At 65.6% G+C, this 22,418-nt stretch carries 19 protein-coding genes; 12 read left to right on the forward strand and 7 right to left on the reverse strand.

Annotated elements, in window-relative coordinates:
- Positions 1-98 precede the first annotated feature (98 nt).
- The 3 genes from DI605_RS10845 to DI605_RS10855 form a co-directional block, all read right to left on the reverse strand.
- Positions 99-821 carry a tetratricopeptide repeat protein gene (locus DI605_RS10845; RefSeq protein ID WP_293973233.1) on the reverse strand — a complete coding sequence of 241 codons (723 nt, stop codon included), beginning with the start codon at positions 819-821 and terminating at the stop codon, positions 99-101.
- 50 nt (positions 822-871) lie between these two features.
- Positions 872-3,352: a TonB-dependent siderophore receptor gene (locus DI605_RS10850; protein WP_293973236.1), complete on the reverse strand. Its 2,481-nt coding sequence runs from the start codon at positions 3,350-3,352 to the stop codon at positions 872-874.
- Positions 3,353-3,994: 642 nt separating this feature from the next.
- On the reverse strand, positions 3,995-7,162 hold the full coding sequence (locus tag DI605_RS10855) for a TonB-dependent receptor (protein WP_293973239.1): 3,168 nt from the start codon (positions 7,160-7,162) through the stop codon (positions 3,995-3,997).
- Between the two features lie 489 nt (positions 7,163-7,651).
- Here DI605_RS10855 and DI605_RS10860 point away from each other — a divergent pair, with 489 nt between their 5' ends.
- From DI605_RS10860 to DI605_RS10875, 4 genes are all read left to right on the forward strand, one after another.
- Complete coding sequence (locus DI605_RS10860; protein ID WP_293973242.1) at positions 7,652-8,116, forward strand: DUF1465 family protein; 465 nt, start codon at positions 7,652-7,654, stop codon at positions 8,114-8,116.
- Between the two features lie 158 nt (positions 8,117-8,274).
- A complete protein-coding gene (locus DI605_RS10865) occupies positions 8,275-9,003 on the forward strand; it encodes an EF-hand domain-containing protein (RefSeq protein WP_293973245.1) in 729 nt (242 codons plus the stop codon).
- Positions 9,000-9,701 carry a response regulator gene (locus DI605_RS10870; protein WP_293973248.1) on the forward strand — a complete coding sequence of 234 codons (702 nt, stop codon included), beginning with the start codon at positions 9,000-9,002 and terminating at the stop codon, positions 9,699-9,701. Before DI605_RS10865 ends, DI605_RS10870 begins: the two co-directional genes overlap by 4 nt.
- Positions 9,698-11,062 (forward strand): ATP-binding protein, encoded by a 1,365-nt coding sequence (locus DI605_RS10875; protein WP_293973251.1) that lies wholly within the window; start codon positions 9,698-9,700, stop codon positions 11,060-11,062. The genes DI605_RS10870 and DI605_RS10875 overlap by 4 nt, the downstream gene beginning before the upstream one ends.
- A 3-nt stretch (positions 11,063-11,065) precedes the next feature.
- Here the strand turns inward: DI605_RS10875 and DI605_RS10880 are convergent, their stop codons facing one another.
- Positions 11,066-11,698, reverse strand: coding sequence for a Pr6Pr family membrane protein (locus DI605_RS10880; protein ID WP_293973253.1), 633 nt, complete (start codon positions 11,696-11,698; stop codon positions 11,066-11,068).
- A 116-nt stretch (positions 11,699-11,814) separates the two neighbouring features.
- Here DI605_RS10880 and DI605_RS10885 point away from each other — a divergent pair, with 116 nt between their 5' ends.
- From DI605_RS10885 to DI605_RS10895, 3 genes are all read left to right on the forward strand, one after another.
- A complete protein-coding gene (locus tag DI605_RS10885; RefSeq protein ID WP_293973256.1) occupies positions 11,815-13,086 on the forward strand; it encodes a thiamine pyrophosphate-dependent enzyme in 1,272 nt (423 codons plus the stop codon).
- Between the two features lie 133 nt (positions 13,087-13,219).
- Complete coding sequence (locus DI605_RS10890; protein WP_293973413.1) at positions 13,220-14,224, forward strand: alpha-ketoacid dehydrogenase subunit beta; 1,005 nt, start codon at positions 13,220-13,222, stop codon at positions 14,222-14,224.
- Between the two features lie 4 nt (positions 14,225-14,228).
- Positions 14,229-15,536: a dihydrolipoamide acetyltransferase family protein gene (locus tag DI605_RS10895; protein WP_293973259.1), complete on the forward strand. Its 1,308-nt coding sequence runs from the start codon at positions 14,229-14,231 to the stop codon at positions 15,534-15,536.
- A 303-nt stretch (positions 15,537-15,839) separates the two neighbouring features.
- Here the strand turns inward: DI605_RS10895 and coaA are convergent, their stop codons facing one another.
- Both coaA and panD read right to left on the reverse strand, forming a co-directional pair.
- Positions 15,840-16,829, reverse strand: a complete 990-nt coding sequence (gene coaA / locus DI605_RS10900; protein WP_367120042.1) for a type I pantothenate kinase — start codon at positions 16,827-16,829, stop codon at positions 15,840-15,842.
- A complete protein-coding gene (gene panD / locus DI605_RS10905) occupies positions 16,820-17,197 on the reverse strand; it encodes an aspartate 1-decarboxylase (protein ID WP_293973262.1) in 378 nt (125 codons plus the stop codon). The genes coaA and panD overlap by 10 nt, the downstream gene beginning before the upstream one ends.
- A gap of 137 nt (positions 17,198-17,334) precedes the next feature.
- Here panD and panB point away from each other — a divergent pair, with 137 nt between their 5' ends.
- A complete protein-coding gene (panB, locus tag DI605_RS10910; RefSeq protein ID WP_293973265.1) occupies positions 17,335-18,177 on the forward strand; it encodes a 3-methyl-2-oxobutanoate hydroxymethyltransferase in 843 nt (280 codons plus the stop codon).
- Positions 18,174-19,010, forward strand: a complete 837-nt coding sequence (gene panC, locus DI605_RS10915) for a pantoate--beta-alanine ligase (RefSeq protein ID WP_293973268.1) — start codon at positions 18,174-18,176, stop codon at positions 19,008-19,010. Before panB ends, panC begins: the two co-directional genes overlap by 4 nt.
- Positions 19,011-19,057: 47 nt before the next feature.
- On the opposite strand, the gene DI605_RS10920 is transcribed toward panC, so the two are convergent.
- A complete protein-coding gene (locus DI605_RS10920; protein ID WP_293973271.1) occupies positions 19,058-20,107 on the reverse strand; it encodes a fatty acid desaturase in 1,050 nt (349 codons plus the stop codon).
- A gap of 229 nt (positions 20,108-20,336) precedes the next feature.
- On the opposite strand from DI605_RS10920, the gene der reads away from it, so the two are divergent.
- Genes der through DI605_RS10935 form a run of 3 tightly spaced genes read left to right on the forward strand, consistent with a single transcriptional unit; the run spans position 20,337 to position 22,396 of the window.
- Positions 20,337-21,689, forward strand: a complete 1,353-nt coding sequence (gene der / locus DI605_RS10925; protein WP_293973274.1) for a ribosome biogenesis GTPase Der — start codon at positions 20,337-20,339, stop codon at positions 21,687-21,689.
- Positions 21,686-21,901: a sulfurtransferase TusA family protein gene (locus DI605_RS10930; protein WP_293973277.1), complete on the forward strand. Its 216-nt coding sequence runs from the start codon at positions 21,686-21,688 to the stop codon at positions 21,899-21,901. The genes der and DI605_RS10930 overlap by 4 nt, the downstream gene beginning before the upstream one ends.
- 54 nt (positions 21,902-21,955) lie before the next feature.
- Positions 21,956-22,396 (forward strand): Hpt domain-containing protein, encoded by a 441-nt coding sequence (locus DI605_RS10935; protein WP_293973280.1) that lies wholly within the window; start codon positions 21,956-21,958, stop codon positions 22,394-22,396.
- The last annotated feature ends 22 nt before the right edge of the window (positions 22,397-22,418 follow it).

Genomic DNA, 22,418 nt, shown 5'->3' on the forward strand with positions numbered 1-22,418 from the left:
GAGGTCGCTCCCGAAAAGGGCGTGGGCAAAAAAGGGTGCAGGCCAGAACGGGTGCAGGAGCGCCTTTCGGAAGGGCGGCCGGCGCGACCGAATTCGCCCTAGCGCGCAGCCTTCGTCAGTTCGCAGCTGATGTCGGGGCGATTGTCGCGCAGCCACTGGCGCGCCTTGGCCATGAAGGCGGCCGTCGCGGTTTCCGGAATGCGATCCAGCCAGCGGACCGCGTCGGCCCTGTCTCCGCGCGCCAGCAGCATGCGCGCGTGATTGAACATGCCCCGGAAATCGCCGCCCTCGGCGGAGCGCAGATAATGATCGGCGGCGATCGCCATGTCGCGTTCGACGACCCAGCCATCCTCGTGGAAATTGCCGATGATGTTGATCGATTTGGCGTGGCCCATGGCCGCCGCCTTGCGGAACAGCGCCAGAGCCCCGGCCCGATCCTCCGGGACGCCATTGCCCAGCGCCGTCAGGCTTGCGAGATTATACATGCCCCAGTCGAGCCCGCGATCGGCCGCGGCGCGATACCATTGGGCGGCGGCCGCCTTGTCCACCGCGACGCCCCTGCCATGTTCGCAGCAGCGCCCGATCATGTTCATCGCCATCGTGCTGCCGGCCTGCGCGGCCTTGTGAAACCACTCGAGCGCCTCGCGCGGATCGGCGGCCATGCCCTTGCCGTCCAGCGCGGCCTGGGCGAGCAGCAATTGGGCTTCGGCGTCACCGGCCCCGGCCGCCACGCGCAGCACCGCCACCAGTTGTTCGGGGGAGGCGGAAACGGCGTCACGCAGCGCCTCCGGATCCATTTCGTTCAGGTCGTCGAGCGTCATCATCCGTTCCATGATCGGGCCGCTGGGGGGAGCGGCCCGATTTCCTTGGCTCAGTAACGCAGGTTGAGCGTGCCAAGCACCGTGCGCCCCGCCGCCTGATTGGCGTAATGGGCCTGATAGGCGCGATCATAATAGCGCTTGTCGGTCAGGTTGTTCACGTTCAGCTGCAGGCCGATCCGCTCGTTGATCTGGTAGCTGGCATTGGCATCGAAGCGCCAATAGGCCTGCACCATGCGGGCGAGCGGCTTGGTGATCGTCAGCACGCCGTTGGAGACGGTGCGCGTATCCGAATAGCCACCATAGACTTCACCCATATAGATCGCGCCGCCGCCCAGCGTGAACTTGGGCGTGATCTTGTAATTGGTGAAAGCGGTGAAGCTGTGCTTCGGCGTGTTGGGGAAGCGCTTTCCGGTGTTCACCGAAGGCGCGAAATAGGCGACTCCGTTCACGGTGGTGGTGGTGATGCCGCCGTCGGCGATCTTCGAATCCATGTAGGTATAGCCGCCGAAGATATTCCACTCGGGCGTGATGTTGCCGTTGAAGCCCAGTTCGACGCCCTTGATCCGGCGCTCGCCAATATAGGCGACGAGGCCGTTCTCCACGGTCGTCCGCGCATTCTTGGTGGTGGTGCGGAACAGCGCGCCCGTCAGCGAAAGATTGCCGTCGAGCAGATTGGCCTTGGCGCCCACTTCGTAGGAGCGGGTCCGCTCCACCTTCAGCGCATCGGTCGAAGCCTGGTTCGTCGTGTTCAGCGCATTGCCTTCGGAGCCCTGCGCTAGGAAGGATCCCGGCGGTGTCGCGGAGGTTGAGGTCGAGACATAGACGCTGGTGTCCGGCGTAGGCTTGGCGATCAGGCCGACCTGGTAGGTCCACAGATCATCCTCGCGGCCAAATTTGGTGCGCGCGGTGCTGGCCGGTGCCGTCACCGCGATGCCCGGCGAGACGGTCGTCTTGTAATGATCGTAACGGCCGCCGACGTTCAGCAGCAGCCAATCGGTGAAGGTGATCGTGTCGAAGAAGGAGGCGGCCTTCGTGCTCGTCTCGCTGATCGTCCAGGTCTGCGGCAGGCTGCGCTGGATCGAGGCGAGCGCCGTCGAGGTATCGGATGCGTAATTGACCCACGGATCGGAGGCGTTCGGCGTGTCGATGGTGGTGCAATTGTAGCGCGCGATCATCGCCGCCGAGCAGCGCGGGCTGATCGTCGAACCGCTCGCGATCGCGGCCCCGGTCGCGGCATTGCCCACATAGGTGCCGTTCTGGGCCTTTTCGTTGCTGATCTCAACCGATGCGGTGAAGCTGTGCCTGATGCCGCCGGTGTCGACCGTGCCGTAAAGATCGCTCTGGTTGATGAGGCCCTCGGCCTCGCTCCAGCGCGTGTTGGTGCGCCGCCAGACCAGCCCGCCCGCCGTGGCCGTGGAAGCCGCGCTCGTGCCGTAGACATTCCCCTGCTGGTCGTCAGGCTGGGTCCAGACATAGCCCTGCGTGCTGCGGCCATAGCGCGACGTGTTGCGGATCGTGATGCCGTTGCCGAAATCATGCTGGAATCGCAGCGTGGCATTGTTCACGTTGGTCTTGCGGAAATCGCGATCCTTCAGGCCATAATAGGCGCCCTGGGGAACACTCACCTGCCGGCCGCCGATCGTGGTGTAGTTGCGCGCGGGGCTCGTCTCGGTGATGCCATTGGGCACATTGGCGGCGGTGAAGAGATAGGGGATGCCGGAATCCGGCAGTTCGTTCGTCTCGAGATGGTAGAAGGAGGCCGTCAGGCTGGTCGGGCCGTTGAGGCCGAGCTTGATCGAGGGCGCGACGCCCCAGCGCTTCTGCCAGATGGCGTCGCGGCCGGCCACGTCCTGATCGTGCCACATGCCGGCGATGCGCACGCCGACGAAATCGTTGAGCGGCTGATTGATGTCGACGGTGGCGCGCTTGTAGTTCGCATTGCCGCCCGTGATCGATGCCGTGGCGAGGCGCGTCGCGCTCGGCAGCTTGCTGACGAGATTGAGCGATCCGCCCGCGCTGCCGCGCCCGCCGACCACGCTGTCAGAACCCTTCACCACCTCGATCTGCTCGACCGCGAACACCTCGCGGCTCTGCGCGCCGATATCGCGCACGCCATCCAGATAGGTGCTGGCCTGGCTGTCGAAGCCGCGCAGGAAGGGACGGTCGCCCAGCGGATTGCCGCCTTCGCCGGCGCCCATCGTGATGCCCGGCACCGTGCGCAGCGCCTCGGCCAGCGTAGCGGAAGCGGTGTCCTTGATGATCTGGGCGGGGATCACGGTCACGCTGCGCGGCATGTTCACCAGCGGCGCCGTATATTTGGGGTTGCTGGCGGTGTCCGTCTTGTAGCTGCCCTCGTTGATCGCCGTATCGGTGACGGTCACGCCTTCCAGTTCGGTGCCCTTTTCGTCGGCGGGCGGCGGCGCGGCCTGCGCGAGCAGCGGCGCGGCCAGGCCAATGCTGCCCACGCACGAAAGGGCGAGGAAGCCCGGCGTGGTGCGCGAGGCGCCCGAGCGGCGATCGGAAACGTTCATCGTAAACCCCTTTGATCTCTTGTCGGGGCGCTAATGCGAATGACTTGCATATTTGGCAAGAGTAAATGCGACGCGCTCGCAAAAAACGAGGAGCTGAGGCGTTTTTGCCGCGTCGGCTAAATGTTTCGCTGGCGAATTATATTGCAGAACCGAAAATATTCGAAACATCGAGCTGCCTCCGTCCATCGTACTTCGACGAAGTTCGAGGGCAGATATGGTCGAATTATTTGATGAACGGAAGACTATTGGGGGATTGATTTTCTGAATATCACCTAGAAAGGAGGTCAGTCGACGGATTTCCGTCGATCTGTCGGAGCACTCGTTCTGATTTATTTCTAACCTATTGCTGTCGGAGGGGCGCTAGGCGGCGCTGAGGCGGCCGGCTACGCTTTCAGGCGGCAGCATACGGGCTTGCATATCTCGGTCGTCGTCGTGTTGGCAGTGGTTCGATCCGGGCCAGAAACAAAGCGTCCCCGCTCCGCCGGAAAAGGGGGCGGCGGAGCGGGGCCGGTGACCGTCGGGCCGCCAGCAGGTGAAGGAAGATGGTGGGCACGCCCGCCTGTTGCGATGGCGGTGTCGTCTGCCTGGTCCCGTCAGGGGCCGGGATCGGGGCCGGCGGCGCCGCCGGCCCCCTCCGGATCGTCAATAATCGAAGCGCAGGCCCACGCGGAACTGCCGCCCGAGGACGTCGTAGAGGCCTGCGCTGGTTTGTGGCGAGGCTTCGGTATTGTCGCCGGTCGGGCCGCCGGCGGTCAGCACCGGATCGGTGTTGAGGACGTTGCGGATCGAGATGAACACATTGCCCTTCACGCCGCGAACCTTGAATTTGTAGTCCGCGTTGAGATCGAGATACCACGCGCCGTTGATGTGATTGTAATTGTAGGTGCGGTTGTCGGTCGTCGAGAGCGGGCAGTCCGTTGAGCAAACGATATAGGCGTTGCTGTACGTGCCGGGGCTGAAGCCGCGGCCAACGGCCTGGAAGCCGAAGCCGTTGTCCATCGTATAGCCGGCGGTGAGGCGATAGGTCCACTTGCGCAGAACGCCGCTGCCCACCGTGTTGACGACGAGGTTGCCCAGCCCGTCGTCGCTCTCGTTGGTGAGGGCGCGGGTGGCGAGTGCGCGCGTCTGGAACATGCCCGGGCCGATGCGGCGGCGATAGCTGCCCTCGAAGTCGATGCCCTCGGACCGCAGGACGACATAGTTGATCGGCACGTTGTCGACGCTGATGATGTCGGCGGGAGCGGAGGGCGAGCCCGTGCCGTTCACCGTCTGGATGAAGGCGCAGGAAGCGGTGATCTGGCGCAGATAGCATTCGTCGACGGTGGTCTGCGCGCCCTTGGTGTTGATCGCGCCGGTCAGCTTGATCTTGTAATAGTCGACCGAGGCGGCGAAACCTTGCAGGAAGCTGGGTGTCAGCACCATGCCGAGGCCCAGCGTCCTGGCGACTTCGGGCTTCAGGTTCGGATTGCCAACCGAATTGTTGATGTAGGAGTCTGGGATCTGGGCCGCATTGGTGGCCGAGGTCGGGCGGTTGACGGAGTTGGTGGCGCCGCCGCCCGCCGCGAACAATTCCTGGATGTTGGGCGCGCGGATGTCGCGGCTATAGGTGCCGCGCAGCTTGATGTCGTTGATGACCTGCCACGTCAGGCCGGTCTTCCAGGTCTCCACCCGGCCCGATGTCGAATAATCGGTGACGCGCAGCGCGCCCTGGAAGTCCATGCCCTTGATGATCGGAACGATCGTTTCGACGAAGCCTTCCTTCACATTATACTGGCCATGGGTCGCGATGAAGTTGCCGTAGCGCCAGGTCGGCGTGAAAGGTGTGAGGATCGGCGCGAAGAACGGGTCGACGCTGCCCGAAACCTTCTCCTTGCGATATTCGACGCCGAAGGCGATCGAGACCGGACCAGCCCAGACATCGAACAGGCGGGCCGTGGAGAAGTTGAGCGCTGCCGCGTCCTGCGTGATCTTCTCGTCGCGCAGCGGATTGCGGCCATTGCCATAGACATAGTCGATCGCGCGCTGGTCCATCCCGCCCACGCCGACACGGTTCAGCGGGAAGCAGAGGGGATCATCGTTCGTGGTGCTGGCGTCGGCATTGATCCGGCACTGGATCGTGCCGTCAGCGGCGCGCACGGCATCCGTGGCGTTGCGCATCCGGGTGTAATTCCAGGCGTTGGTCAGCTGCTCGTGCGCCTTGGTGATGCCGCGCTGATAATAGGTGTTCCAGTGGAAATCGCGATCGAAGAGCGAGAAGTCGCCATCGACGCCCGCGACGTAGCGATAGACTTCGCGCCGCATGTTGCTGCCTTGCGCGGGCAGCCCGGCATTGCCGGTGCTCACGACCAGCGACTGGATGTTGTTCGCCTGCATGACCGCGACGATGTTGGCCGGCAGATAGGGGTTGTCGACCTTGATTTCCGCCGCTTGCGTGTCGGCCACGCCGGGGCTGCTGACCGAGCTGACCTGCGATGCCGTCGCCTGATAATAGCTGACGCCGCGATAATAGGCATAGGCGACCTGGACGAACGGCTTGAACCAGGGCGTGACATCGTAGCTTGCCCGGCCAAAGGCGCTGCGTCGATGCTCGGACGGCAGCAGGGATGCGGTGCCGAGGTGGCTCGATGCCGCATATTTGTAGTCGCCGCCGATCATCCACTGGCCGGTGCGTGTGCCGACCGCCAGCGTGCCGGTGGTCGCGCGGCCCGTGGAGGGATCGATCGTCCCGAAATAGGTGTTCGTGAGGGCGGTGCGCGCGGCGGCCGATACCGTGGTGTTGGTCAGTGCCACCAGCGCGCCGGCGCTGTTGCGGACGCCGGTGATCAGGCCGCCCGGCGTGAAGTTGCCCGAGCCGACGCCGCTGAGAATGAGGCGCGAGGGAACGCAGAGCGTGGCGCTGTTATTGTCGGTGCATGCCGCCGCGCTGTAGGATGGATTGTCGACCTGAAAGAGCGAGCTGTTCTGGTTCCAGTCGCGGTCGATCGTGTAGATGCCCTTGCGATCGAAATATTCGCCGCTGGCGATCAGATGGCCACGGCCTTCGCCAAATTCGATGCCGCCGGTGAGCGAGGCCTTGTGGTTGCCGCCGTCGCCATAGGTGGTGACGCCATATTCATATTCGGCCTGAAGGCCCTTATATTCCTTGTTGAGGATGAAGTTGACGACGCCCGAGACCGCGTCCGAGCCGTAGGCTGAGGAGGCGCCGCCCGTCACCACCTCGACGCGCGAGATGAGCGATTGGGGGATCGTGTTGGTGTCGACGGTGCCGCCGGTGGTCGACGCGACCGAGCGCTGGCCGTCGAGCAGCACGAGCGTGCGATTGGCGCCGAGATTGCGCAGATTGACCGAGGCGATACCGGCGCCGCCGGTGGAAAGCGCGCCGGCGGACGTCGCCGCCGTACCGGAGCCGCGCACTTGCGGCAGCGTGTTGAGGAAATCGGAAATGGCGGGCGGGGCCTCGCGATTGATCTCCTCGGTGGAGATGACCGAAACCGGGGTCGGTGCAGAGTAGCCATCGCGTATGATCCGGCTGCCGGTGACGGTGATTTCGCCCTCGTTGGCGGGCGATGGCTCCTCGTCCGGCGCCAGCGTGACGCGCTGGCTGGTGGTGGCCGCGGCCTGGTCCCCGGCCATTGCGAGCATCATGCGGCTGCTCGATCCGGTGACGACCGGCTCCGGTGCCCCTTGGGCATGAGCGGGGGCGATTGCCCCGCCGATGGCGGCCAGGCCCGAGGCCAGCATGAGGCTGCCGCGCACGAATGCTGCCGCGCTGATTTCGCCGGCGAGTCGCCGGCGTGAAGATATTTTCATGAATTGCCCCCTGATGCCCGAACAATTATCGCGCCTAGGCAATCCGTCTCCCGATATATTGTTTTAAATATTCATGCCGCGTGAGATTCAGATCTCCAGCCCCGGAGATTTATTGGATTCTTCAGCGAATATTTATCAGGACGATCGTGACTTGCGAGTCATTCCGACTTTGTGCGCAAAGCGTAACAGAAATGTCTTGGGAGATTCGATCAAATTTCGGCGGGATATAAGCCGGACGATCCGGAATCTGTGACGGTGACGCGATATCGAGCGCATTCTCACAGCGGCATATTGCTGGAGTTAGACGGATTTCGCCTGCCATCCGCCGAAATTCGACGAATGGAGGCCCCGATTCGCGTCTGTTAGGCGTGCGTTCATGTTGGTCGCGCCGGCCGCCGGGGCGGGGCACAACCATTCGTCGAATTCACCTTCTTCGGTAACCCCCGGCGATCGCAACTGTGGCATGATCGCTGCGGGAGTGATTCGAGTATGACCAATCCGGCCTTCGGCGGCACGACGCTTGCGGCACGGCTCGTGGACGCGCTCTACACGGAAGCGATGCTTCTCGCGGATGAGACGCGCGGCTATTTCGACGAGGCCGGGCAGGACGAGCGCGAGGCGCTTTCGCCCCGTCTGCGTGTGGAATTCGCCTGCGAGGCGCTGAAGGGCACCACCCGGCTGATGCAGGTGATCGGCTGGCTGCTGATGCGCAAGGCCGTACATGCGGGCGAGATGCTGGAGGCATCCTCCGAGAATCGCAGGCTGGGCGAGGCACCCCCGCTGGACTCGGTGGTGCTGGCGCGTCTGCCGCAGTCGGCGCGGCGCCTGCTGGCGGCCGGCGAGGATCTTTACCAGCGCGTACGCCGGATCGATGACGGCATCGATGCGCCACCCGTGCCGGGGCCGACGAGCCCGGCGCTGTCGCTGCTGCATCGGCTGGAACAATCCTTCTAGGCAACCCGTCGCCGGGGCTGCCGAAGCCCGGTCCCTCTTCTTTCCGCGCGCGGGACGGCGGGGGCGGATAGGGCCATCCGCACGGAAGGCGGGGAGTTCGCACCCCATTTCAGTGTTGCAATCTTGTGGAAGCGGACGCGCCTAGTAAGCGTGTATCCATGATCCCCGCCTATCGCCCCTTGCTGATGTTTGCGCTTGTCGCCGCCCCGGTCTGGGCCGCGAAACCGCCAAAGATTCCGAAGGACGCGCCCTATTGCGCGCCCGCGGGCATGAAGCCGGTCTTCCTGTCTCCGATGGGCGAGCCCTTTCGGGGCACGGCCGGCCAGCCCTATCCCGCCGCCGCCTGGTTCGCGGGGGCCGACAGCGATCATGACGGTGCGGTTTCGCGCGGAGAGTTCGTCCGCGATGCGGAGCGCTTCTTCAGGACGATCGATCTCGACCATGATGGCAGGATCACGCCCGAGGAAGTGATCGCCTATGAGCGCGACGTGGCGCCGGAGATCGCGCTCTACAGTCGCTCGCGCGACTATCTGGAGGTGCCGACGCACGGCAAGCCGAAGGCGGGCCAGAGCAATTATGGCGGAGCGATGGGCGCGGGGCGCTATGCGTGGCTGAACGTGCCCGAGCCGGTGGTTTCCGCCGATACCGATTTCAATCGGGTGATCGACGAGGAGGAATTCCGGCAGGCGGCCTCCCGCCGTTTCGACACGCTGGCGGGCGGCGAGGGGAAATTGCTGCCGGCCGCGATGCCGCGCACGCCGATCCAGATCGCGATCGAGGGGCCGTGCCGCCCCCGCCCGAAACCGAAGCAGGGCCCTGGCGGCGATCGCCGCGACGGCCCACCCGATTCCGATGACCGTGCCCGTGGGGAGGGGGCAGCCCAATGAACGATCCGACCGCCCGCCTGCTTGTCGTGGATGACGATGCCGAGCTTCGCACGCTGATCGCCGATTTCCTCGCGGCCAGCGGATATGAGGTGACGAGCGCCGCCAATGCCATCGAGATGGACGAGGCACTCGCCAAGGAAACCTATGATCTGATCGTGCTGGATCTGATGATGCCGGGCGAGGATGGCCTTTCCGTGCTCCGGCGGCTGCGCGGCGGTGGCGGCCCTGGGATCATCATGCTTTCGGCCATGGGCGAGGACACGGACCGCATCGTCGGCCTGGAAGTGGGCGCCGACGATTATCTGGCCAAGCCCTGCAATCCGCGCGAGCTGCTGGCCCGCGTGCGCGCGTTGCTGCGCCGCCGGGCGGAACTGCCGGCCGCCGGAACGGGCGCCAAGGTGCGCCGCTTCGGCGTGTGGGCGCTCGATATCGTGCAGCGGCGCATCACGCGATCGGGCATCGCGCCGGTGCAGCTGACGGATGCCGAATTCCGCACGCTGACGGCGTTTCTCGACAGGCCACAGCGCGTGCTGACGCGCGACCAGTTGATCGAGCATGCCAAGGGGCTTTCCAGCGATGTGTTCGATCGCGCGATCGATGTGACCATCAGCCGCCTGCGCAAGAAGCTGGCGCCCGAGGATCCGATCCGCACCGTGCGCAACGAAGGTTATATGTTCATGCAGAAGGTGGAGGGATGATCGCTCGCCTGCGGGGCCTGCCGCTTCTGTGGCAGACCCTGATGCTGCTGTTTCTGAGTGTGGCCGTCGCGCAGGCGGTGGGCATCCTCGTGCTGATTATCGCGCCGCCCCCGCGCCCGGATTTCAACCGGATGGGAGATATCGTGGCGGCGCTGACCGGCAATGCGCCGGCACGCGACCGGCGCGAGCATGACGATCGTGGCGATCACGAGCGCGAGCTTGTGGTGCATCGCGAAAGGGTGGCGCCGGGGCCGCGCCCGGAAATGGTATCCGATCCCGCCCTCGTGCGCGCGCTGGCGGATCGTCTGCGTGTTGGCGAGGATGGCGTGCGCCTCTGGTTCGAGCCGGATCGCCCGGCGCGGGCCGCCTATGGCGAGCGGCGCGGCCGGCGCTCCGTTTTCATCAAGGATGGCGAGCCGCTGTTCTTCACTGCGATCGTGGTGGGCGTGAGATCGGGTGACGGCTGGACGGTGGCGGAAACCAGGGCGCCCCCGCTGATCGCCCCCTGGCAGCGCCGCATGATGCTGTGGTTTGCGCTGAGCGCGCTCGTGCTTCTGCCGCTGGCGTGGATGTTCGCCCGCGCGCTGACCCGGCCGATCAGCAATCTCGCCGATGCGGCCAACCGGCTGGGCGTCGATCCCACGGCGCCCCCCGTATCGGAGGAGGAAGGGCCGGCGGAACTGCGCGTGACGGCCCATGCGCTGAACCGGATGCAGGCGCGGCTTTCCGACTATGTGGGCGAGCGTACCGCCATGATCGGCGCGATCGCGCACGATCTGCGCACGCCGCTGGCGCGCATAGCCTTCCGCATCGAGGGCGCGCCGGAGCCGATGCGGGACAAGGTGCTGGCGGACGTGGAGCAGATGCGCGCGATGCTGGCGGCGACGATCGGCTTCGTCCGCAATACCGATACCAGCGGCGCGCGCATTCCTGTCGATCTGGCGGCGCTGCTCGGGGCGCTGGCGACGCAGGAGGGCGATCTCGGGCGTCCGGTGAAGGCGGGGGCGATCACCTCCGCCACGGTGCTGGGGGATCCGCTCGCGTTGGAGCGGCTCTTCCAGAATCTGATCGATAACGGCATCGCCTATGGCGAGCGGGTGACGCTTTCCGTGAAGCCCGAACAGGGCATGGCGATCGTCTCCGTCACGGACGAGGGGCCGGGGATGGACGAGGATCTGCTGACGCGCGCCTTCCAGCCCTTCGTGCGGGGCGATCCCTCGCGCAATCGCGATACCGGCGGGATCGGCCTTGGCCTGACGATCGCGCGCACAATAGCGGAAAATCACGGCGGCACGCTGATGCTCGCGAACCGCAGGGGCGGCGGACTGGAGGCGACGTTGAGACTGCCGCTCGTCGCATGATGCTCAGGCGGCGGGGCCGGGAGGGGACGCCCTGCGCCCGAGCCGCCGATCCAGCAGCACCATCAGATGCCCGAACAGGAGAAACAGGGCCGAGATGGTGACCACATAGGCCGAAACCCCCGCCCAGCCGATCCGGCCCGGATCGATGAAGGGATAGGGATAGAAGCCGCCGGTGGCGCCGCGCAGGAGCGCATAGCCCAGATAGACGACCGGGAAGATCGCGATCAGCCACGGATCGCGGGCTCGCAGCCGCCCCTTTTCCGCAAGGAACAGCCAGGCCGCCACCGTCAGCAGCGGCACGGCATCGTGAAGCAGCGCGTTGGTGACGAGTCGCCAGCCGGTGGGGTGGACGACCCGCCGCAGCATCAGTTCGAAGACCGCGCCGACGAGCGCCATCGTCAGGGCCAGACCCGCCAGCAGCAAGGGGTGGCGCAGCTTCACCGATCCCCGCGCGATGCCTGTGAAGACAATCGCGGTCGTCAGGTTCGAGAGGATCGTGAAGTAGATGGAGAGCCGCCAGAGTGCCGGCGTAAGGCCATGAAGGCGCAGCGTGACGAGGATGATCTCGAGGATGAGCCCGCTCCATCCGCACAGCGCGATGACGGCAGCCCAAAGGCGCCAGCGTCGTTCACTCATAGGCCCACGGCTCCCCCTGAGCTTGTCGAACTGCTATTCTTTTGTTACGTCAGTGTGAAACATAATAACTCAACGCAACGAGCATATATCGGATGCGTTGGGAGAGGATGAACGAGATGGCCGAGCCGCGCATGCCGCGTAACCTGCCACCGCTATCGTTGCATGTGCCGGAGCCAAGGTTCCGGCCGGGCGATGCCGTGGATTATGCCCAGTTCGATCGTGGCGCGGCCGGAGCCGTCATGCGCCCCGATATCGCGGTGCCCGCCGGGGAGATACGCGATCTTTCCTATGCGCTGATCCGCGTGCTGGATGACGAGGGTGTCGCGCGCGGTCCGTGGAACCCCCGGCTCGATCCCCAGCGGCTGCGCGCGATGCTGCGCCACATGGCCCTCACGCGCGCGTTCGACGAGCGGATGTATCGCGCCCAGCGGCAGGGCAAGACCAGCTTCTACATGAAATGCACGGGCGAGGAGGCAACCTCGGTGGGCGCTGCCCATGCGCTGGATCGGGAGGACATGTGCTTCCCGTCCTATCGCCAGCAGGGCCTGCTGATCGCGCGCGACTGGCCGATCGGCGACATGATGTGCCAGATCTATTCGAACAGCGGCGATCGGCTGAAAGGCCGGCAGATGCCGATCATGTATTCGGCGCGCGAGGCCGGCTTCTTTTCGATCAGCGGCAATCTGGCGACCCAATATCCGCAGGCGGTGGGCTTCGCGATGGCGAGCGCGGCCAGAGGCGATACGCGCATCGCGGCGAGCTGGGTGGGCGAGGGATCGACGGCGGAGGGTGACTTTCATTCGGCCTGCACCTTCGCCAGCGTTTATCGCGCGCCCGTCATCCTCAACATCATCAACAATCAGTGGGCGATCTCGTCCTTCTCGGGCTTTGCCGGCGCCGAGGCGACGACGTTCGCGGCGCGCGCCATCGGCTATGGCATGGCCGGGCTGCGCGTGGACGGGAACGACATCCTCGCCGTTTATGCCGCGACCGAATGGGCGGCAGAGCGCGCGCGGGGCAATCATGGCCCGACGATCATCGAGCATTTCACCTATCGGGCGGAGGGCCATTCCACCTCCGACGATCCGAGCAAATATCGATCGGCGGAGGAGCGCGGCAAATGGCCGCTGGGCGATCCGATCGCGCGGCTGAAACAGCATCTGATCGCGCTGGGCGAATGGGATGAGGAGCGCCACGCGGCGATGGACCGCGAGGTGGCCGAACATGTGCGCGAGGAAGGGCGCAGGGCCGAGGCGCTGGGTACGCTCCACGATGGCCTCAGCCAGCCTTTCACGACGATGTTCGAGGATGTGTTCGAGCAACAGCCCTGGCACCTGAAGGAGCAATCCGAACAGATGCAGGCCGAGCGGAAGGCGGCCGGGATATGAGCAACCGCCGTCTCCCGTGCGCCTCGGAAGAGCGTGCCGGGGCGAAAGAGCGCCGGGGCGACATTGCGCCCGCTCTTCGCGTTTCATCCCTCGCCCGATCCTTTCTTGGGAAGGGAGAGCGCTGATGACCACCATGAACATGATCCAGGCGATCAATTCCGCCCTGGATATCGCCATGGGCCGCGATGACGAGATCGTCGTGCTGGGCGAGGATGTCGGCTATTTCGGCGGCGTCTTCAAGGCGACCGAGGGCCTTCAGGCGCGCTATGGCCGCACCCGCGTTTTCGATACGCCGATCAGTGAATGCGGCATCATCGGCGTGGCGGTGGGGATGGCGACCTATGGGCTGCGCCCCGTGCCCGAGATCCAGTTCGCGGATTATATCTATCCCGCGCTGGATCAGCTCGTCTCGGAAGCCGCTCGGCTGCGCTATCGGTCCGCTAGCGAATATACGGCGCCGATCACGGTGCGCACGCCGTTCGGTGGCGGCATCTTCGGCGGGCAGACGCACAGCCAGAGCCCCGAGGGCATCTTCACGCATGTGGCCGGGCTGAAGACGGTGATCCCCTCCAATCCCCATGACGCCAAGGGACTGCTCATCGCGGCGATCGAGGACAATGATCCGGTGATCTTCTTCGAGCCGAAGCGCATCTACAACGGACCGTTCGACGGCCATTATGACCGGCCGGTAACCCCCTGGTCCAGGCATCCGCAATCCGAGGTTCCGGAAGGCTATTATCGCATTCCGCTGGGCAAGGCGGCGGTAGTGCGGGAGGGCGAGGCGGCGACCTTGCTCTGCTATGGCACGATGGTGCACGTAGCGCTGGGCGTGGCGGAGGAAACCGGCGCGGACGTGGAGATCATCGATCTGCGCACGCTGGTGCCGCTCGATATCGAGACGATCGAGGCTTCCGTGAAGAAGACGGGGCGCTGCATCGTGCTGCACGAGGCGACGCGCACCGGGGGCTTCGGCGCCGAACTGGCGGCCCTGGTGCAGGAGCGCTGCTTCTATTCGCTGGAAGCGCCGGTCGAACGTGTCACCGGCTGGGACACGCCTTATCCGCACAGCCTGGAATGGGCTTATTTCCCCGGGCCGGTGCGACTGACCGAGGCGCTCAAGCGCGTGATGGAGAGTTGAGGGCATGGCGCGCGTGGATTTCAAGCTGCCGGATATTGGCGAGGGCATAGCCGAAGCCGAGATCGTCGCCTGGCATGTGAAGGTGGGCGACATGATCGAGGAGGATGCCCCCCTCTGCGACATGATGACCGACAAGGCGACCGTGGAGATGACCGCGCCGGTGAGCGGGACGGTCGTGGAAATCGCCGGTGAGGTGGGCGACCAGATCGCGATCGGATCGGTGCTGGCGGTGTTCGAGGCGGAGGGCGGTGCTGCCGGGGCCGCCGTACCGACGATCGAGGCGGCGCCGAGCGAGCCCGCAGCGACGGCCGCGCCGGAGCTGGCAGGGGCGGTGCCAGTCCACCCCGGCACGGGTGCTGGTGAGGCTGCGGGAGGAGGGGGCGCTTCGAGTGGGCAGCCGGCCGATGGCCCCTTCCACCAGCCGGCGGCGGCTCTCCCGTCCGGTGGCGGGGAGGATCATGGGCGGCGCATTCTTGCCTCCCCGGCCGTCCGTGCCCGCGCCAAGGATCTGGGGATCGATCTCGGGCAGGTTCACGCGCCGGATGGGCGCGTCCGCCATGCCGATCTCGATGCCTTCCTCGGCTATCATGGCGCCTATCGCCCGGCGGCCGGGGCGCGGGCCGACGAGCAGATCAGGGTCGTCGGCCTGAGGCGCCGGATCGCAGAGAATATGGCCGCGTCGAAGCGCGCGATTCCGCATTTCGCCTATGTCGAGGAGTTCGACGTCACCAAGCTGGAGGCGCTGCGCGCGGATCTCAACGAGACGCGCGGGGAGAAGCCCAGGCTGACGATCCTGCCCCTGCTGATTACCGCGATCTGCAAGGCCGTGCCCGATTTCCCGATGATAAACGCCCGTTACGACGACACGGCCGGGATCGTGACGCGCCACGGCCACGTGCATATGGGCATCGCGACGCAGACCGATGCCGGTCTGATGGTGCCGGTGATCCGCGATGCGCAGGATCGGAACATCTGGCAGCTGGCGGATGAGATCAGGCGGCTGGCCGAGGCGGCGCGCAGCGGCAAGGCGAAGAGCGAGGAGCTTTCGGGATCGACGCTGACGATCACTTCGCTCGGGCCGCTGGGCGGGATAGCGACAACGCCTGTCATCAATCGGCCGGAGGTGGCGATCATCGGCCCCAACAAGGTGGTGGAGCGGCCGGTGTTTCGCAACGGCCAGGTGGTGGCGGCGAAACTGATGAACCTTTCCATCTCGTGCGATCATCGCGTCGTCGATGGATGGGATGCGGCAAGCTTCGTGCAGGCCGTGAAAAGGCTGGTGGAAACGCCCGCCCTGCTGTTCGTGGAGTGAGCCGGCCCGATTTCCGTGCTCCACGCACGAACGGACGGCGGCCCGTGTGTCGCTTTTCGTACGACCTCCGGAACGCGGCCATCGGGAAGGGCGGGAGCTAGAAGAAGGCGAGCATCACGAAGCCGATGCTGAGCAGCCCGCAGGCTCCGCCGCACCACGCGACGATTTCCGGCAGACTCATGTCCGTGAAGGTTTCCGGTGGAATGATGTACATCGATCCTCTCCCGATTTCGTTTTCGAACCGGCTGAGACGGAGGATGCACTCTTAGGGGCGGGAAATAAAGGTCCGGATAGGACTTTATTTCAGAGGCGGCGGAGCCACAATTCCTTCACCGCATGGCGCGCGCCCTTGCGGATGATGACGTCCGCGCGGCTGCGCGAGGGGAGGATGTTCTCGCTCAGGTTGACGGCGTTCACCCTGGCCCAGATATCCCGCGCGGCGACCAGCGCCTGTTCGCGGGTAAGATGCGCGAAATGGTGGAAATAGGATCTCGGATCCTGAAACGCCGTCTGCTGGAGGAGGAGGAAACGTTCCTCATACCAGCGCTCGATATCGTCCGGATCGGCATCGATATAGATGGAGATGTCGAAGAAATCGCTCGCCGTGAACGGGTGGTGCGCATCGTGGCCGGTGCCGATCTGGAGCACGTTCAGCCCCTCGAAGATCAGAATGTCCGGCTGATCGATCACCAGTTCCTCGCCGGGGACGATATCATAGGCGTGATGCGAATAGACAGGCGTGCGCCCCTGACCGGTCGAGCGGACGTCGGAGAGGAAGCCGATCATCCGGCGGACGTCATAGCTTTCGGGAAAGCCCTTGCGCGACATCAGGCCGCGTTCTTCCAAGACCCTGGTGGGATAGAGGAAGCCGTCCGTCGTCACGAGTTCGACCGAGGGGTGATCGGGCCAGCGCGAGAGAAGCGCGCGCAGCACGCGCGCCATCGTGCTCTTGCCGACCGCGACCGAGCCCGCAATCGCGACCACATAGGGCCGGCGGCCGGCGGGGCGGCCGAGGAAATCGTCCGTCACGCGCGCCATGCCGCGCGTGGCGCCCACGTGCAGATTGATGAGGCGCGTCAGCGGCAGATAGACCTGCTCCACCTCGGCCAGCGAAATCGGTTCGTTCGCGCCGCGCAGCCGGGCCAGATCGCCCTCGTCCAGCGTGAGCGGCACGGCTGATCGCAGGCGCGCCCAGCCGGCGCGATCGAAACGCGTATGGCTCGACGTGCCGATCGGCGCATCGGGCGCGAACGAGGTCCAGCCCGGTCGCCTGGCCGTTCCCCCTATAGGAATGACGCCACTTCCCGCCTGGGGTGCTCCACGAGATGGCGGATCAGCCGGTTCGCCTTGTCGACGAGGATGACGTGCGGGGTGATCGGTTCGGCGGTGAGCTCGAAGCCCATGATGATGACCTCCTCGCCTTCACCGATCAGGTGCGCGGCGGCGCCGTTCATGCAGATCTCGCCCGATCCGCGTTCGCCCGCAATCACATAGGTTTCGAGGCGCGAACCGCTGGTGTTGGAAACGACCAGCACTTTCTCGCCGGCCCACAGGCCGACGGCATCCAGCAGATCGCTGTCGATCGTGATCGAGCCCACATAAGCGAGATTGGCCTCCGTAACGGTGGCATTGTGGATCTTGGACCGCATAACCCAACGCACGATAGACGTCCTCCCTGCCGGGAAACCGGCTTCAGCCCGCATATAGTAACGAAATGCCGGTTCGCGAAGATGTCGGATTTGCGGGGCGAAGCGGGGCGGGGTAGGGCGCTTGCCCCGAGTGCCGAGAGGAGTGGAATATGCGGCTCACCGTCGCAGGCATCGCCCGTATGAAGGCGAAGGGCGAGCGGATCGCCATGCTCACCTGCTATGATCATTCCTCCGCCCTGATCGCGGAACGGGCCGGGCTGCGCTTCCTGCTGGTGGGCGATTCGCTGGGGCAGGTGATGCTGGGTCACGGCACCACCATACCCGTCACGCTGGACGATATGGTGCGGCATTCCGCCTCCGTCACGCGCGGCGCCCCGGAATCGCTGGTCGTGGTGGATCTGCCGTTCCTCACCTACGCGAGCGAGGAGCAGGCGGTGCTTTCCGCGCGCCGGGTGATGCAGGAAGGCGGCGCCCAGGCCGTGAAGCTGGAGGGCGGGGCTCCTGTCGTCGGCATCGTCGAGCGGCTCGTCTCGCTGGGCGTGCCCGTGATGGGGCACCTGGGCTTCACCCCGCAATCGGCCAACCAGATCGGCGTGCGCGTGCAGGCCAGGACGGCGCAGGCGGCGGCCGATCTGATCCGCGATGCGCTGGCGCTGGAGAAAGCGGGTGCCTTCGCGATCGTGCTGGAACTGGTGCCGATCGAGCTGGCGGCGGAAGTTTCCAGGCGGCTGACCATTCCCACGATCGGTATCGGCGCGGGGCCGGGCTGCGACGGGCAGGTGCAGGTGTGGCATGATGTGCTCGGCCTGATCGATCACCCGCCGTTCCGCCATGCCGGCCGCTATGCGGAAATCGGCAAGGCGATCGAAGGCGCATTGCGGGGTTATGCGGACGATGTGGGCAGCGGCACCTTCCCGACCGACGCGAACGGAGCATCGATCGATTCCTCGGTGATCGCCGAAGCGCGGGCCTTGCTGGAGCCGGATGCGTGAAGATCGTGCGGACGGTGGCCGAAACGCGCGCGGCGCGCGCGCCACTCGGCCGGCTGGGCTTCGTCCCCACGATGGGCGCCCTGCATGACGGGCATATGAGCCTGATCGGTCTGGCGCGCGACGGCTGCGATGCCGTCGCGGCGAGCATCTTCGTGAACCCCACGCAATTCGGGCCGAACGAGGATCTCGCGCGCTATCCCCGGCCGATCGAGGCGGATCTGGCGAAGCTGGAGGCGGCCGGCGTGGAACTCGTCTTCCTGCCGACCGTCGAGATCGTCTATCCGGCGGGCTTCGATACGCGGATCGAGGTTGGCGCGATCGCCGAGCGGCTGGAAGGTGCGGTGCGGCCAGGCCATTTTTCCGGCGTGGCGACGGTCGTCTCCAAGCTGTTCAACATCGTGCAGCCGGATGTCGCGTGGTTCGGGCAGAAAGACGTCCAGCAGACGCGCGTCGTCCGGCAGATGGTGCGTGATCTGGACATGCCGGTGGACGTGCGTGTGGGGCCTACGCTGCGCGAGGCGGATGGCCTCGCCATGTCCAGCCGCAATGTCTATCTCTCCGCGACAGATCGTGCGCAGGCGGTGGCGCTTTATCGTGGGCTCTCGGCGGCCGAAGCGGCCTGGGCCGGTGGCCAGCGCGATGCCGCCGCGCTGCGAAGCCTGATCGCGGCCCAAATCGCGGCGACGACGGGCGTGGTCGACTATATCAGCATCGCCGAGACGAACACGCTGGAAGAACTGGAGCTCGTGCCGCCGGCCGGCGCGGTGATCTCGCTCGCCGTGCGATATGGCGCGACGCGGCTGATCGACAATCTCGTCCTGTCGGCGCGCTAGGGCGATTTCCGGGCGGCGGGGCGGGCACCGGGATCGCCGCCTCGCCCCTAGGCCGGAACGGCGGCCGCTTCCTTGAACGAGAGCATGCGTCGCGACTGTTCGTCCCACAAGGCGAGCCGGATGGTGCCGAGGCTCTGGCGCAGGGTCAGCCGGCTGATGCCCTTCAGCCTCGGCTCCGCCTTCAGCACATTCTGCATCCGATAGAAGGGGATGGTGCTGCACAGATGATGCACATGATGCACGCCGATATTGGCGCTGAACCAGCGCAGCACCGGCGGCAGATCGTAATAGGAACTGCCCTGTAGCGCCGCCGTCTGGAACGACCAGTCTTCGCTGCGATCCCACACGGCATGTTCGAACTGATGCTGGATGTAGAACAGCCAGATGCCGATCGTGGCCGCGATCAGCAGCATCGGCAGATGGACGAGCAGGAGGACCTTGACCCCGAACAGCAGGACGATGCCGCTGAAGAGGGCGGCGATCGCGAGATTGGTGCCCATCACACTGATCCAGAGCGAGGGCGATGTGCGCGCGGGCCCCGTGGGAAGCCGGTGAACCAGCAGGAACTGGAAGGATGGGCCGAGCAGGAACAGGGTGACGGGATGGCGATAGAGACGGTAGCGCCACTGGCCCCAGGCCGAGAGCTGCCGGAATTCCGCGAGCGTGAGCGTATCGATATCGCCCGATCCTCGACGATCGAGATTGCCGGTGCCGGCATGGTGATGGGCATGGGCCCGCCGCCAGAATTCATAGGGGGTGAGCGTGATCGCTCCGATGATCCGCCCCGTCCAGCCATTGGCCCGCCGCCCGCGGAAAAAGGAGCCGTGGCCGCAATCATGCTGGATCATGAAGAGGCGCAGCAGGAAGCCGCCGGCGGGGATCGCCAGCAGCGCCCCCGCCCAGATGCCCCCGCGTACGAGCAGCGCCGCCGCAAGCCACAACAAGGCGAGCGGAAGGGCGGTGATCGCCAGTTCGATCGCGCCCCGCCCGTTGCTGGCGACCCGGAACGGCGCCAGCGCCTTCAGCATCCGGGGGATGTCGATCGAGGGCGCGGCCGGTGGGGCGGCGGCTGTTGTTTCGGGTCGAAGCGCTTCCATCGGGGCGCTGCGTGGTTTGGGATGAGCGAGAATGAGGATGGACTTTCGAACGGGAACGGCCTGCACGCCGTATGACGGCGAGGCGAGAAGAAAAAGACTAATCGATCGCGCAGCGCAATAAGCCGGAAAATGATCGCCACCATCCCGCCCGCCGCCGCGCAGGACAATATCCTGCACGTTCGCGAAGGCCGAGGGTGAACTTGCGGCGCCGACGCGCTAAGGGGCGCAAATGCCCCTTCCTATCGTTGCCATCGTCGGCCGCCCCAATGTCGGCAAGTCGACCCTGTTTAACCGTCTCGTCGGCAAGCGTATCGCGCTGGTCGACGATCAGCCCGGCGTGACGCGCGATCGTCGCGAGGGCGACGCCACGTTGCTCGGGCTGGAGTTTCGCATCGTCGATACGGCCGGCTTCGAGGATGAGGATCCCGATACGCTGCCCGGCCGGATGCGCGCGCAATCGGAAGCGGCGGTGGGTGATGCGGATGTCGCTCTCTTCCTGATCGATGCGCGCGCGGGCGTGACGCCGCTCGACGAATCGATCGCCCGCTGGCTGCGCGGTTCGGACACGCCGATCGTGATCCTCGCCAACAAGGCCGAGGGAAAACAGGGCGAGAGCGGCGTGCTGGAGGCCTATTCCCTCGGCTTTGGCGATCCGATCCCCTTTTCGGCCGAACATGGCGAGGGGATCGTCGATCTGTTCGAGGCGCTGCGTCCCTTCGTCGAGCGCGAGGATGTGGCGGAAGAGGAGTATGAGCTGGAGGGCGATCGGCCCGATGGCCCGCTGAAGCTCGCCATCGTCGGCCGGCCCAATGCCGGCAAATCCACGCTCATCAATCGCATGCTGGGCGAGGATCGCCTCATCACCGGGCCGGAAGCGGGCATCACGCGCGATTCGATCGCGGTGGACTGGGAATGGCAGGGGCGGCCCGTGCGCCTGGTGGATACGGCGGGGCTGCGGCGGCGCGCGAAGGTGGAGGACAAGCTGGAGAAGCTTTCCGCCGCCGACACGCAGCGCTCGATCGATTTCGCCGAGGTGGTCGTGCTGCTGCTGGATGCCACGCGCGGGCTGGAGGCGCAGGATCTGCGCATCGCGGCGCAGGTGCTGGAGGAAGGTCGCGCGCTGATGATCGCGATCAACAAGTGGGACGTGGCCGAAAATCCGCCGAGCCTGTTCCAGGGCGTGCGCGCGGCGCTGGAGGAGGGGCTCGCGCAGGTGAAGGGCCTGCCGCTGCTGACCGTTTCCGCCGAGACCGGGCGAGGCATCGACCAACTGATCGAAGCGGCTTTCTCGATCCGGGAGGAATGGTCGAAGCGGATCTCTACTGGCCAGCTCAACCGCTGGTTCGAACGGGCGATCGAGGCCAATCCGCCGCCAGCGCCCGGCGGCAAGCGGATCAAGCTGCGCTATCTCACGCAGGCGCGGACCCGCCCGCCGAGCTTCATCCTCTTCGGCACGCGCGTCGATCAGCTGCCGGAAAGCTATCGCCGCTATCTGGTGAACGGCATCCGGCGCGATCTGGGCTTTCAGGGCGTGCCGGTACGTCTCACGCTGCGCGCGCCGAAGAATCCCTTCGGCAAGTGAGCGCAGCCTTCGTGGATGCGCGCGGGCTGAAATGCCCGTGGCCTGCCCTGCGACTGGCGAAGGCCATGCGCGACACGGATATTGTGAGAATTTCGGCCGATGATCCCCGGTCCGCCACAGAATTGGCGGCACTTTGCCAAGAACAGGGCTGGATTATCTCCACTTTGGATGGAGATTTTATCGTTACGCGCCTGCCGGGAATAAAGCCTTAACCGAATCGCGCGTACGGTATCACCGGATATCACGCGGATGCGTGGGGTGGGATCGTGTACGAGAACGGCAACGACATCATCGTGGACCGGAGCAGGTTCGAGCAGGCTTGCAAGGAGCTCGGCCCGGGTTTCTCCAAGATTTTGAGCTATTATCGCGACGATGGCGCGCGCGCGATCCAGGAGATCGAGCGGGCCGCGCGCGATCGCAATACGCCGTGCATGGTGCGCCCTGCGCATACGCTGAAGGGCGATTCGCTGATGGTGGGCGCCGAGGCGATCGGACTGGCGGCGGAAGAGATCGAGAAGGCCGCGCGCCACTCGCTGGAAATGCACGATTTCCCCGATCATATGGTCCCGCGCGTGCGCGAGCTTTCGGCGCTCTTCACCGAAACGATGACGTGCTTCGATAAATTGATGGCCGAACGCGTGCGCGTGCCGGTGGCCCCTCCCGTCATGCCGCGCCGCCCCGGCGGGTTCGGGCGCAAGGTCGGCTGATCGGGATAGCGCGATCCATCGG

Origin of the sequence: Sphingomonas sp. (genome assembly GCF_003248515.1) — a bacterium.
Taxonomy (GTDB): Bacteria; Pseudomonadota; Alphaproteobacteria; order Sphingomonadales; family Sphingomonadaceae; genus Sphingomonas_I.

Excerpts from the sequence above, each read along its gene's own strand:
- DI605_RS10850 (WP_293973236.1), bottom strand. The coding sequence starts at position 3,352 with ATGAACGTTTCCGATCGCCGCTCGGGCGCCTCGCGCACCACGCCGGGC.
- DI605_RS10860 (WP_293973242.1), top strand. The coding sequence starts at position 7,652 with ATGACCAATCCGGCCTTCGGCGGCACGACGCTTGCGGCACGGCTCGTG.
- DI605_RS10875 (WP_293973251.1), top strand. The coding sequence starts at position 9,698 with ATGATCGCTCGCCTGCGGGGCCTGCCGCTTCTGTGGCAGACCCTGATG.
- panB (WP_293973265.1), top strand. The coding sequence starts at position 17,335 with ATGCGGCTCACCGTCGCAGGCATCGCCCGTATGAAGGCGAAGGGCGAG.
- DI605_RS10855 (WP_293973239.1), bottom strand. The coding sequence starts at position 7,162 with ATGAAAATATCTTCACGCCGGCGACTCGCCGGCGAAATCAGCGCGGCA.
- DI605_RS10885 (WP_293973256.1), top strand. The coding sequence starts at position 11,815 with ATGGCCGAGCCGCGCATGCCGCGTAACCTGCCACCGCTATCGTTGCAT.
- DI605_RS10895 (WP_293973259.1), top strand. The coding sequence starts at position 14,229 with ATGGCGCGCGTGGATTTCAAGCTGCCGGATATTGGCGAGGGCATAGCC.
- DI605_RS10920 (WP_293973271.1), bottom strand. The coding sequence starts at position 20,107 with ATGGAAGCGCTTCGACCCGAAACAACAGCCGCCGCCCCACCGGCCGCG.
- DI605_RS10870 (WP_293973248.1), top strand. The coding sequence starts at position 9,000 with ATGAACGATCCGACCGCCCGCCTGCTTGTCGTGGATGACGATGCCGAG.
- der (WP_293973274.1), top strand. The coding sequence starts at position 20,337 with ATGCCCCTTCCTATCGTTGCCATCGTCGGCCGCCCCAATGTCGGCAAG.
- DI605_RS10845 (WP_293973233.1), bottom strand. The coding sequence starts at position 821 with ATGACGCTCGACGACCTGAACGAAATGGATCCGGAGGCGCTGCGTGAC.
- DI605_RS10890 (WP_293973413.1), top strand. The coding sequence starts at position 13,220 with ATGAACATGATCCAGGCGATCAATTCCGCCCTGGATATCGCCATGGGC.
- DI605_RS10865 (WP_293973245.1), top strand. The coding sequence starts at position 8,275 with ATGATCCCCGCCTATCGCCCCTTGCTGATGTTTGCGCTTGTCGCCGCC.
- DI605_RS10880 (WP_293973253.1), bottom strand. The coding sequence starts at position 11,698 with ATGAGTGAACGACGCTGGCGCCTTTGGGCTGCCGTCATCGCGCTGTGC.